This window comes from Kribbella sp. NPDC050470 (assembly GCF_044458365.1).
Lineage (GTDB): Bacteria > Actinomycetota > Actinomycetes > Propionibacteriales > Kribbellaceae > Kribbella.
On record NZ_JBITHV010000004.1, the window covers coordinates 388,356 to 400,248 of the forward strand.

General features: G+C 69.9%; 11 protein-coding genes. 7 read left to right on the forward strand and 4 right to left on the reverse strand.

Annotated features, from left to right (window positions below; all coding sequences use genetic code 11):
- Positions 1-35: 35 nt before the first annotated feature.
- The gene (locus ACIBGM_RS13865; protein ID WP_360539013.1) at positions 36-647 is read right to left on the reverse strand and encodes a hypothetical protein; all 612 of its coding nucleotides are present in this window, start codon (positions 645-647) and stop codon (positions 36-38) included.
- A 25-nt stretch (positions 648-672) separates the two neighbouring features.
- A complete protein-coding gene (locus ACIBGM_RS13870) occupies positions 673-2,097 on the reverse strand; it encodes a PLP-dependent aminotransferase family protein (protein WP_396385641.1) in 1,425 nt (474 codons plus the stop codon).
- 63 nt (positions 2,098-2,160) lie between these two features.
- Here ACIBGM_RS13870 and ACIBGM_RS13875 point away from each other — a divergent pair, with 63 nt between their 5' ends.
- From ACIBGM_RS13875 to ACIBGM_RS13890, 4 genes are all read left to right on the forward strand, one after another.
- Positions 2,161-3,273 (forward strand): pyridoxal phosphate-dependent aminotransferase, encoded by a 1,113-nt coding sequence (locus ACIBGM_RS13875; RefSeq protein WP_396385642.1) that lies wholly within the window; start codon positions 2,161-2,163, stop codon positions 3,271-3,273.
- Between the two features lie 30 nt (positions 3,274-3,303).
- Positions 3,304-5,268, forward strand: coding sequence for a dTMP kinase (gene tmk / locus ACIBGM_RS13880; RefSeq protein WP_396385643.1), 1,965 nt, complete (start codon positions 3,304-3,306; stop codon positions 5,266-5,268).
- Between the two features lie 118 nt (positions 5,269-5,386).
- Entirely contained in the window at positions 5,387-6,556 is a 1,170-nt protein-coding gene (locus ACIBGM_RS13885) for a DNA polymerase III subunit delta' (RefSeq protein ID WP_396385645.1), read from the forward strand.
- Positions 6,557-6,660: 104 nt separating this feature from the next.
- Entirely contained in the window at positions 6,661-7,326 is a 666-nt protein-coding gene (locus tag ACIBGM_RS13890) for a DUF4190 domain-containing protein (RefSeq protein ID WP_360524558.1), read from the forward strand.
- Between the two features lie 374 nt (positions 7,327-7,700).
- Here the strand turns inward: ACIBGM_RS13890 and ACIBGM_RS13895 are convergent, their stop codons facing one another.
- Entirely contained in the window at positions 7,701-7,874 is a 174-nt protein-coding gene (locus ACIBGM_RS13895; protein ID WP_396385647.1) for a hypothetical protein, read from the reverse strand.
- Here ACIBGM_RS13895 and ACIBGM_RS13900 point away from each other — a divergent pair.
- Positions 7,873-8,502, forward strand: coding sequence for a DUF4190 domain-containing protein (locus ACIBGM_RS13900; protein ID WP_396385648.1), 630 nt, complete (start codon positions 7,873-7,875; stop codon positions 8,500-8,502). The genes ACIBGM_RS13895 and ACIBGM_RS13900 overlap by 2 nt on opposite strands.
- A 795-nt stretch (positions 8,503-9,297) precedes the next feature.
- On the opposite strand, the gene ACIBGM_RS13905 is transcribed toward ACIBGM_RS13900, so the two are convergent.
- Positions 9,298-9,921, reverse strand: a complete 624-nt coding sequence (locus ACIBGM_RS13905) for an exonuclease domain-containing protein (RefSeq protein ID WP_396385649.1) — start codon at positions 9,919-9,921, stop codon at positions 9,298-9,300.
- 267 nt (positions 9,922-10,188) lie between these two features.
- Here ACIBGM_RS13905 and ACIBGM_RS13910 point away from each other — a divergent pair, with 267 nt between their 5' ends.
- Both ACIBGM_RS13910 and ACIBGM_RS13915 read left to right on the forward strand, forming a co-directional pair.
- A complete protein-coding gene (locus ACIBGM_RS13910) occupies positions 10,189-10,584 on the forward strand; it encodes a TrmO family methyltransferase (RefSeq protein ID WP_360524868.1) in 396 nt (131 codons plus the stop codon).
- 260 nt (positions 10,585-10,844) lie between these two features.
- On the forward strand, positions 10,845-11,870 hold the full coding sequence (locus tag ACIBGM_RS13915; protein ID WP_360524871.1) for a regulatory iron-sulfur-containing complex subunit RicT: 1,026 nt from the start codon (positions 10,845-10,847) through the stop codon (positions 11,868-11,870).
- Positions 11,871-11,893: the final 23 nt, after the last annotated feature.

Here is an 11,893-nt window from a genome sequence, read left to right on the forward strand (position 1 = left end):
GATCGGTGCTCCGGCGCCGATCCACGACCCGGGCATCAGCTCCACGCTTCGCTGAACACCAGCGTTCCCGGCGGCGGGACGACCTCCCGCAACATGTCCAGGTCGTCCTCGACCACGGCCACGTCGTCGGGATTCTCGGGCACGACATACGCCCGCACCGCCCGGCGCACGCCCGCCCCCGGCATGGTCGGCCAGGGATCGCCCGCCTCATTCGCCATCGTGTAGACCGCCTGCACCGGCCCGTCCACCGCGACCTCGGCATCCTCGTCCGTCTCATCCGGCCACAGCCGGAGATAAGCGGCCCGCCCTGCCGCCAGCAAGGCTTCCGGACTTTCGAGTGTCAGATCCACCCGGGTGATGACGCTCAGCGCCCCACCCACCGGCTCCTCGTCAGCCTCCTCGTCGAGCTCCTCGATGACCTCCAGGAGCAACGGCGCCGTCCCGGTGTGCTCGAACACAGCCTCGTTCCACGCCTCCACCACACTCTCGATCGCCGCGTTTCGAGCAAACAACTCCTCTGCCTCGGCTGCGCCGCCGCGGAGCCTGAGCAGCGCGTCAGCGTAGGTTCGCAGCGCCCCGATGAGGTCGGTCGTCGCCTGCTGCAACCCCTCGCTGCTCTCGTCCGAGTACTGCTCCACATCGTCCATGCGGCAGATGATCCCGCCCGCGCACTCAGATCGCGATGGCTGGGCGGGGGTGTACTCGGTTGAGTGGAGGGTTGTAGGACTGCCAGGCGGTGGTCAGGCGGCGGACCGCTTCGGTCAGTTCTTCGGGGCGGGCTCGGAAGTGGAGGCGGACGTAGGGGTCGCTCGCGCCGGTGACGTCCAGGCCGGAGCCGGGGAGGATGGCCAGGCCGTGGCGGAGGGCTGTTTGGGCGAAGGAGTTGCCGTCGCCGTGCGGGAGCCGGGCCCAGAGGCACTGGCCGCCTTGGATGGTTGGGATCTGCCAGCTGGGGAGGTGTTCGGCCAGGAGGGACTTGAGGTGGTCGTGGCGGTGCTTGAGCTCGTCGGCCAGGCCAAGGGTGTCCAGTTGGGCGACCAGGTGGGCGGCGGCTAGTTGGGCGGGGACGTTGCCGCCCAGGTCGTGGACGGCGCGGAGGCGGGCGAGGCGGTTGACGAGTGGGGCGGAGGCGCGGATCCAGCCGATCCGCAGGCCGCCCCAGACGCTTTTGCTGAGCGACCCGATCGAGATCACGGTCTCGCTGTACGCCGCCATCGGCGCCGGCGGCGCCGTACCCGGGAAGCCGAGGTCGGCCGGCACCTCGTCCTCGATCAGCGGTACGTCGGCTGCCGCGGCCGCCCGCGCCAGCCGCTCCCGGACCAGCGGCGACAGCACCGACCCGGTCGGGTTCTGGTACGTCGGGATCACATAAGCCAACCCCGGACGACGCTCACGCATCGCCGCCTCGAACCCCACCAGGCCGACCGGCAGCCCACGCAGTACGGCGGCTTCCTCGCGGAACGCTTCCAACGCACCCGGGTACGTCGGCGCCTCCACCAGCACCTGGTCCCCGGGCGACACGAGTGCATGCGCCAACAGCGACAGCGCCTGCTGGCCGCCGTTCGTCACCAGGATCTGGTCCGGAGATGTCGGTACGCCGCGATCGCCGTACCGATCTGCGATCGCCTCCCGGAGGACCGGGTGACCGTATGGGTAGTACCCGATGTCCCCGCTGATCGCCCGCAGCGCCGGCACGATCCGCTCGTACGCCTCGGCCAGCTGCGGAGGCGGATCGCCGGGCGCAGCGCAGATCGCGAGCAGTACGTCGTCGTCCCGCGCCTCCAGCGAGTCCAGGAAGATCGGGTCGACCGGCGCATCCTCGATCGTCGCCGGCGACTGACTCCCCGCCACCCGGGTCCCGCTGCCCTGGCGCCGAGTGATCCGGCCCTCGGACCGCAACAGCTCGTACGCCGCGACCACCGTCGTACGGCCGACTGCGAGCGCGGACGCCAGCGCACGATCCGGCGGCAGCAGCGCGCCCGGCGGTAGCTCGCCGTCGTCGATCAGCCTGCGCATCCGGGCTGCGAGCAGCACGTACAGCGGCCCGCGGCCGGACGACCAGCGGCCCAGACGGTCACATACCTCGATTGGTCTCATTCGCGAACCAATTGTGCCGGATTGGCTCTGGGGTGACCAGACCCGGGCTCGGACGATGGCGGTATGGCCACCTTTCTTCGCAACGACATCGCGTCCCTGACCGAAGTGACGCCCACTTACGACCTGGGCGAGAGCTATGGACCTGACCTGCGGCTGGCGGACCTGCTGACCCCGGAGCTCGGCGACCTCGAGCTCGGCTACGGCACCGCGTCCGGCGACCTGCGGCTGCGGACCGCGCTCGCCGAGCGCCACGGCGTACGTCCCGACCAGGTCGTCACCACCGTGGGCGGGATGCATGCGATCTTCCTGCTCGCCTATCTGGTCGCGGAGGGCGGCGGTCAGGTCGTGACGACCGCGCCGCTGTTCCCGTTGGCCCGCAACTCCTACGAGTCCGTGGGCGCCGACGTCCGCGAGATCCCTGTGTCCTTCGACGACGGCTACCGACTGACCGTGGACCACGTCCGCGCCCACCTCACCCCCGACACCAAGCTGGTCAGCCTCGCGACTCCGCAGAACCCTTCAGGTGTTGAGGTTTCGCGCGAGACGCTGCAGCAGATCGTGGCCGTGATGAGCGAGATCTGCCCGGATGCCTACCTGATGGTCGACGAGACCTATCGGACGGCTGCGTACGGCGACGATCCGATCGCGGAGACCGCCGTACACCTGGGGTCCAAGGTCGTCGTCGTCGCCTCGCTGTCGAAGTGTCACGGCGCGGCCGGCCTGCGCGTCGGCTGGCTGGTCAGCACCGACGACGAACTCGTCGACCAGGTCGTGAACGCGAAGTTCAACACCGTGGTGACCGGTGCCCCGGTCACCGAGGCGCTGGCCGTGAAGGTATTCGAGCGGGAGGACGAGATTCTCGGCGTACGGCGTCGCTGGCTGGCGGACTCGCTGGCCGTGACGGACGAGTGGGTCCGTGCGAACCAGGACCTGGTCGAGTGGGTCCGGCCGGACGCCGGCGCGCTCTGCTGCATCCGGGTGCGACCAGCCGTCTCGCTCGACGCGTTCCGCGCAGCCACTGCCGAGCTGAGTGTCCGGCTGGCCGACGGTGACTGGTTCGGCGACGAGTCGCGGGTGTTCCGGCTCGGGTTCGGATTCCTGCCGCTGGTCGAGCTGAAGGCCGCGCTGGACGCGCTGGCGACGGCACTGCGCAAGGCTGTCCATGCCGCCGACTAGTCTTGCGGTGTGCCGGAGGTTTATGACCCGATGACTGATCCAGCACCGGCGCATGACGTGCGCGCGGTGCTGCGGATCCGGGCGTTCCGGCGGCTCTGGATCGCCTTCGGGCTGTCCAGCCTCGGCGACTGGATCGGGCTGCTCGCGCTGACCGCGATGGCGAAGTCGTTCGCCGGTGACGACTACCAGGCGGCGAACTTCGCCATCGGCGGCGTGCTGTTCCTCCGGGTGCTGCCCGCGCTGGTGATGGGGCCGGTGGCCGGCTGGGTCGCGGACCGGCTGGACCGGCGCTGGACGATGATCCTCGGCGACCTGATCCGGGCCGCGTTCTTCGTCACCATCCCGATCGTCGGCACGCTCACCTGGCTGCTGGTCGCGACCGTGCTGATCGAGATCGTCAGCCTGGTCTGGGGCCCGGCCAAGGACGCCAGCGTGCCGAACCTGGTGCCCCGGCACCGCCTCGAGGCGGCCAACCAGATCAGCCTGATCACGACCTACGGCACTGCGCTGCCGGCCGCCGTGATCTTCACCGCGATCACCCTGGCCGCCCGTGGGCTCGGCGAGTTCGCCATCGATCTGGCCGTTTACGTCAACGCCGCAACGTTCGTGGTGTCCGCGCTGGCGATCGTGTCGGTGTCCGAGATCGGCCGGGCCATCCACGAGCACGAGGAACATCCGACGCTGTGGCGGACGATGGTCGAGGGCTGGTCCTACGTCACCAAGACGCCGGTCGTCCGCGGTCTGGTGGTCGGCATCTCCGGAGCGTTCGCGGCCGGCGCGGTCGTGATCGGCCTCGGCCGCACCTACGTCGAGGACCTCAAGGCCGGCGATCCCGGGTACGGCGTCCTGTTCGGCGCGGTGTTCGGCGGTCTGGCCCTCGGCATGGGGTTCGCGCCCCGGCTGTTCTCCGGCCTGTCCCGGCGCCGGTTGTTCGCGGCCGGCCTGGTCGGCTCCGGGATCTGCCTGGCCGGGCTGGCGCTGATCCAGCAGATCGAGATCGCCACCATGATCGCGATCCTGCTCGGCTTCTGCGCCGGCGCATCCTGGGTCTCCGGCTACACGCTGCTCGGTCTCGAGGTCCCGGACGCGGTCCGCGGCCGGACCTTCGCGTTCGTTCAGTCCGCGGTCCGGACCGTCCTCGCAGTCACCCTGGCCATCGCCCCGTTCGCCGCCGGCGCGATCGGTCGCCGTACCTGGTCCATCGGCGGGCAGTCGTGGACGTACAACGGCGCCGCGCTCACGATGCTGATCGCGGCCATCCTGGCCGGCGTGATCGGCCTGATCGCCTGGCGGCAGATGGACGACCGACCGGGTGTCCCGTTCTGGCGCGACGTGCGGCGAAGCTTCGGCAAGACCCCCGGTGTCTACCCGACCACCGGCCTGTTCATCGCGATGGAAGGCGGCGAGGGCGCCGGCAAGTCGACCCAGTCGGCGCTGCTGGTCGGCTGGCTGAAGGAGCAGGGCCAGCAGGTGCTGCTCACCCGCGAGCCGGGCGCCACCGACCTCGGCAAGACCCTGCGGCAGATCGTGCTCGACCCGGCCACCGGTGACATCTCGCATCGCGCCGAGGCGCTGCTGTACGCCGCCGACAAGGCCGAGCACGTGGACTCGGTGATCAAGCCCGCGCTGAAGGCCGGAGCCGTCGTCATCACCGATCGGTACGTCGACTCCGCGCTGGCCTACCAGGGATCCGGGCGGGACCTCGACCTGACCGACGTCGAGCGGGTCAACCGCTGGGCGACCGACGACCTCCGGCCGAACCTGACCATCCTGCTCGACCTGCCGCCGAAGAGCGGGCTCGACCGGTTCACCGAGCGGGACCGGATCGAGGCCCAGTCGCACGACTTCCACCTGCGGGTGCGCAACGCCTTCCTCGAGCTGGCCGCGGCCGAGCCGCAGCACTACCTGGTCGTCGACGCCACCCAGGACCGCGACGAAATCGCCGCCCAGATCCGCGCCCGTGTCCAACCCATGCTCCCGAAGGTGGATCTATGACGGTGCTTTTGGCCGGGCCTCCGGCGCCGGCGTGGTCATGGGGCTGTAACTCCCGGCCTTCCCTCGTCCCTCCAGTCGCTTCGCTCCCTCCGCTCCTCAGTCCAGGCCGGGAGGCCCCATGACCGTTTGGGACGACCTGGTCGGGCAGGAGCCGGCGGTCGCCGTACTGCAGAAGGCCGTGGCGGGTGCAGAGGCCGGCATGCGCGGGGAGACGGGTGCCGCGGTCGCGGGGATGACTCATGCCTGGTTGATCACCGGGCCGCCCGGGTCCGGGCGGTCGAACGCGGGCCGGGCGTTCGCGGCCGCGCTGCAGTGCGAGAACCAGGGCTGCGGCGAGTGCAACGAGTGCCGTACGGCGCTCACCGGCGCGCACCCGGACGTGTCGCTGATCCGCACCGAGCTGCTGTCGATCCGGGTCAGCGAGATCCGCGAGCTGATCCGCCGGGCCGCGATGAGCCCGACCCAGGGCCGCTGGCAGGTGATGGTCGTCGAGGACGCGGACCGGCTGACCGAGCAGGCCGCCGACGCGCTGCTGAAAAGCATCGAGGAGCCCGCACCACGGACGGTCTGGGTGCTGTGCGCGCCGACCGTCGAGGACGTCGTACCGACGATCCGGTCACGCTGCCGGTTGCTGGTGCTGCGCACACCGCCGGTGGACGCGGTGGCGAACATGCTGATCGGCAAGCACGGCGTCGATCCGGAGCTGGCCGGGTTCGCCGCGCGGGCCGCGCAGGGTCACATCGGCCGGGCCCGGGCGCTGGCGCGCGACGAGGAGGTGCGGGCTCGGCGGACGAAGGTGCTGGAGGTCCCGTTCGCGCTCCGCGACCTCGGCGCCTGTCTGAAGGCCGCACAACAGCTGGTCGAGGCGGCGAAGGACGAGGCGAAGGCCAGTGCGGCGAAGGTCGACGAGAAGGAACGCGCCGCACTCGAGCAGGCACTCGGAGTCGGCACGAAGGGCGCCAAGCCCCGGGAAGCGAACGCCGCGCTGAAGGAACTCGAGGATCAGCAGAAGGCCCGGGCCAAGCGGTGGGAACGCGACGTGCTCGACCGGTCACTGGTTGACCTGATGGCCTTGTACCGCGACGTTCTGATGGTTCAGACCCGGGCCGGCGCCGAGTTGATCAACGCCGAGCTCCGATCGAACATCGAGCAATACGCGGGCAGAACCACCCCGGAGCAGACGATTCGAAGGATCGACGCGCTGGCCGCCTGCCGAGAGGCGATCGAGACCAACGTCGCACCCTTGCTGGCTCTCGAGGCGATGACGATCGCGCTGTTCGAAGGGTGACACCTGCGTCCGGTTAGCGGGCAGCGGCTGTAACACCGAGACCGGCCGGTCCGATGTCTGGGTGTCCGGGCAGACCGCTCGGCGCCCTGCCCGAACGGAACTGCATGACGCAACCGCCCCCGATCCAGCCTGCCCGGCCATCCTTGCCGCCGGCCGAGTCCTGGCTCGCGGGTGTACCGACTCCCGCACAGCAGCGCCAGGACCGCTACGCCGTGGCCGCGCTGGTGACCAGCCTGCCCGGGCTGGTCCCGATCGCCGTGGTGCTGGCCGGGATCGCGTTGCGCCGGATCAAGCGGACCGGCAGCCGGGGCAAGCGGCTCGCGTACGGCGCGCTGGCGATCAGCCTGGCCTGGACGGTCGCGATCGCCATCGCGGTCGCCCTGAACCTGTACGGCGAGCGCCGGGCGGGGATCGGCCGTACGGTCGCCATCTCGCAGGTCGCCGTACAGCAGTGCTTCGACGCGGACCTGGAGGCGGAGACGCTGCGGGTGGTGCGGATCGCCGACTGTGCCGTCGCCCACACCGGCGAGGGGTACGCGAAGGTCCGGGCGAACCTGGCCGGGCTCTCGGCCGAGGACAAGGGCACGGTGGCCACCCAGCAGTGTGCGACCGCCTTCAGCGCGTTCGTCGGGAAGTCGTACGAGCAGTCGGAACTGGACATGTACTACGTCGTGCTCGGCGACCGCGCAGTTGCTGACGGCAACGTCCTGTGCCTGCTCGGCATGCCGGGGACCCACTTGACGGGTAGCATGCGCGGGTCGCAGCGGTAGCACCAGCGGGGGACAGCAAACGTGAGCCAACCACCGTACGGACCGGACCAGGGCCGGCCACAGGACACGCCTCGGTCGTTCCCGACGTACGGACGCCCCGGGCAACCACCCCAGCCGTCTGAGAGCGGGGCACCGGCGGGGCAGGCGGGGCAGCCGTCCGGCCAGCCGGGGCAGTCTTCGGCCGGGCAGCCAGGGCAGTCGCCTTACGGGCAGTCGGGGCAGCCCTCGTCCGGGCAGTCGGGGCAGTCGCCCTACGGGCAGACGTCCGGGCAGCAGTCGTCCGGGCAGCCCGGGGCGACGCAGTGGGCGGCTCCGGGGCAACCGCACCAGTCGGCGGGGCAGTCGGCGTACGGACAACAGCCCGCGGGGTCGCCTTACGGGCAGCAGCCGGGCGGGTCGCCGTACGGACAGGCGGCGGCTGGGTCGTCGCCGTACGGGCAACCTGGGGCGCAGGCGCCGTACGGGCAGCCTGGGTATCCGTCGGCCGGGTCGTGGCCGACGCCGTACGGGTACGGGTATCCCGGGTCGGACGGTGGCAACAACGGCATGGCGATCGCTTCGCTGGCAACCAGCCTGGGCGGCCTGTGCATCCCCATCGCCGGCCCGGTCGGCCTGGTGCTCGGGATCATCGCGCTGTCGCAGCTCAAGAAGCGCCCCCAGGACGGCAAGGGCATGGCGATCGCCGGTCTGGTGATCGGCAGCCTGATCACCATCGGCTGGCTGCTGTACCTCATCCTGATCGTCGCCCTCGGCGTGATCGGCGCGACCAGCGACGACGACTACTACGGCGCCCCCGAGCCCAGTTCGTCGTACTCGACCGCGACGACGTACATCGACGACCTCGCCGTCGGCGAGTGCTTCGACGATGCCGACGAGGAGGACGAGGTCGTCCGCCGCCCCTGCGCCGACCTGCACGACGGCGAGATCATCGCCGGCGTCACCCTCCCCGACGGCCCGTACCCCGGCGACCGCGAGGTCGACAAGGCCGGCGAACAGGCCTGCACCACGGAGTTCACCAAGTACGTCGGCTCCACCGTCAAGTCCACCGAGCTGGAATGGGACTACTGGACCCCCACCCGCCAACTCTGGAACGACGAAGACCGCCTCGTCGTCTGCGCCGCCTACGGCCCCGACTTCGACCAACTAACCGGAAGCATCAAAGGCACCAAACGCTGATTCTTCTGCCCCACGCGTGCTACACAGGGACTCCTTCGTCGCCCCTGCTACGCGCGCTCCCACCCACCCAACCTGCTGCGGGCTACCGCCCGCCTCTGCGGCTCCCGCCGCCACCCCGGCTACCGCCGGCCCTGCGCGCTCCTCCGTCGCACGCCCTCGACCACCTGCCCGGCGCATCGACGCCAACAACCGCCTCCCGGCGACCGCCCAGCTGGCGCCCGTCTCCGGCTCCAGTGCCCGCGACGCGGCGTGAGCCAATGGGATGCAGTCGCCTCGGCTGGCAACCGAATACGGGGCGTCGGATATCCGGTGCTGTTGTGCCTTCTCCCTCGATACGCGAGAGGAGAAGGCACAACACGGACGGAGATCCCCTCTTGTGACGGATGTGTGGGGCGCGGGTTGAGCGAGCGCAAGCCATTGGGGTGTTGAGTTGTTGGGGGCTGTCGAGTGGCGGACCGCCGGGCCATCACAATCGGCTGGCGTCGGTGGTGGCAGGCAGGGTGCCGGGTCGTAGGTGGTGATTGTGATGGCCTGGCGGTCCGCATCATCGGGGGATCCTGTTCGCGGGGTGGCATGGGTGCGGTGCGCTCGACCGCCATCGGTCGCGAGGTGGGGCACCAAGCCGACCCACACATCAGACAGGAGAACCGGATATCCCCTACATCAGCCATGTTGATGTAGAGGATTTCCTACGGATCGTTGTGCTGGCAGGGCGAGCTGAGTGCCAGCTTGGGAGCAACTCGGCTTGTCTCGGGTCAAGACGTGCCGATGGTGACGAAGAGGCCGGCGCCGTACTCAGAAGAGAGTCGCGGCCGGTTCATTGGCAGCGGTACCCGTGCGGGCCTTGCGACCCATGGTGTCCAGTAGTTCGGTCAGGGTGAGCGGGGCGCGATCGGGCGGGCTGGCCAGGTGAACCAGGAGGCGGGCGCAGACGATGGCGTCGTACGTTGCACGATGCGGTACCAGGTCGCTTGGTAGGCCGTCGGCCAGTCCGAACGCGTCGATCAGGGCGCCGAGTTTGTAAGAACCGCGGCCGGGGTGGAGCCGTCGGGCCAGCTTCAGGGTGTCGAGGACCTGCGCGGGCTGGAAGCCGGGTAGCTCGCGGCTGACCACGCCGAGATCAACGCGCACGTTGTGGGCGACGAATACCGTGCGGCCAAGCGCTTCACGCAACTGCCCGTCGAGGTCGGCGATCGTGGGAGCTGCGGCGACCATGTCGTCAGTGATCCTGTGGAAGCGTCGCGCCATCGCAGTGATCTGCCGCGGCGGCCGGACCAACCAGGTCTTCGGCGGACCGATTGTGCCGTTTTCGATCGCGACGATCGAGATCTCGACAAGGTCGGGCGGCTGCTGACCGTTGCCTTCGACGTCGACCACGGCGTAGTCGAACTCGGTCCACGGGGCAGTGAGTTCAGCCATTGGTCGTCGCCTCCCATCCGATGTCCGCGCGGCCGTGTCGGTCGCGGTGGTGCGGGTGCCCGGCGTCGTGAACCTGGCTCGCGCTGCTGCCGAACTCGATCAGTGTGCCGTTATCTTGCCTCCGCAGCGAGGTGACACCCTGCTCACCAACCCCAAGCGAAGGATCCTCTCCATGACGCAGCGCGCTATCACGGTCGAACCAGTTGCTCAGGTCGTCGGCGGCCGACCCGATCCGACCGACGACTACTGGGCGGCACTCGCGCCATCCTGCGCATCGACGGCGACCGATTCGACGAACGATCTGTGGCCGGTCTGGAGGCCTTTTCCCACCTCGAGGTCGTGTTCTTCTTTCATCTCACCGACCAGACCGACCTCAACCTCGGCGCCCGCCGACCCCGGGACAACCCCGACTGGCCCGAGGTCGGGGCCTTCGGCCACCGCAATATGCGCCGGATCAACTGGCTCGGCGTCTCCCGTTGCCGCCTGCTGAAGGTCGACGGGCTCGATCTTCACGTCGAGGACCTCGACGCCGTAGACGGCACTCCGGTGATCGACATCAAACCGTGGTTCAGCGAGTTCGGGCCCCGAGGTGCTACCTATCAGCCGGCCTGGACCACCGAGATGCTCACCAGCTACTACGCCCCTGCCGATCCGCAATCTTAGAACGCGTCCACGCCGCACGGCGCAGGTCGCCGTGAGGGGCAGTTGTCCTGCGGACGGGCGCCGGCGTATCACTCGAGTGCGGGTGACGAAGGAGCACGCAGGGGCGGGCGGGAGCCCGCAAACCCCGGCGGCAGCCGGGTAGGGGAAGGACGGCGCTGAGCCGGGGGCGGGTGGGAGCGGGCGGAGCGGGGGCGACGCAGGAGCTGGCGTAGCACGCGTGGGCTCATTATCAGTCGTGCAAGTACGCTGGCCGCGTGGGCATGGTGATGGCGGTGTCGTTCGAGCGGTACGGGCGGCTCTACTACCTGGACCCCGGCCCGCATCGTCCGCGTGTCGGGGACAAGGTGCTGGTTCCGACCGATGACGGGCCTGAGGTGGCCGAGTGTGTGTGGGCGCCGCAGTACGTCACGGAGGAGATCGGCGGGCTGCCGCTGTGTGAGGGGATCGCGACGACCGCGGATCTGGACCGGGATGAGCAGAACCGGCAGCGGCGGGCTGATGCGCGGGTGACGGCGAAGCGGTTGATTCGTCAGCATGGGCTGCCGATGAAGGTGGTCGGGATCGACTTCGTGGATCGCCGCGCGGATGTGGACCAGTTGGTCATCGTGTACTTCTCCGCGCCGCACCGGGTCGACTTCCGGGAGTTGGTGCGGGATCTGGCGCGTGGGCTGCGGGCGCGGATCGAGCTGCGGCAGGTGGGTGCGCGCGACGAGGCGCGGCTGCAGGGTGGGATCGGGCCGTGCGGGCGGGATCTGTGCTGTGCGACGTTCCTGAAGGACTTCGAGCCGGTCAGCGTGCGGATGGCGAAGGACCAGGACCTGCCGCTGAACCCGCTGAAGATCTCCGGCGCCTGCGGCCGGCTGATGTGCTGCCTGAAGTACGAGCACCCGCTCTACCAGGAGTTCAACGCCAAGGCCCCGCCGGCCGGGACGCACGTGGAGACCCCCGCGGGTGATGGAGTGGTGGTCGGACACAACGTGCCGAGCGACACCGTGGTGGTGCGGTTGGCGGCGTCGGGCCGGCGCTGCGCCTGCAGCCGGGCGGACGTCTGCTCGCCGCGCCAGCAGTACGAAGCCTCCAGTACGACGACACCGGACGCCCCGCCGATCGTCGACGTACCGGCAGACGACGTACCCGTGGAGCCCGAGGCCGCGACGGCGACGACCACGCCGACCGCGGAACCCACGGAGATCGCGGCAGCCGAGGAGGCCACGGAGCCGAGGCGAAGGAAGCCGCGGCGGCGCCGGCGCTTGCACCATGACGACGAGGGAGACAGCCCGCAGTGAGTTACCGCACAACGACCACCCCC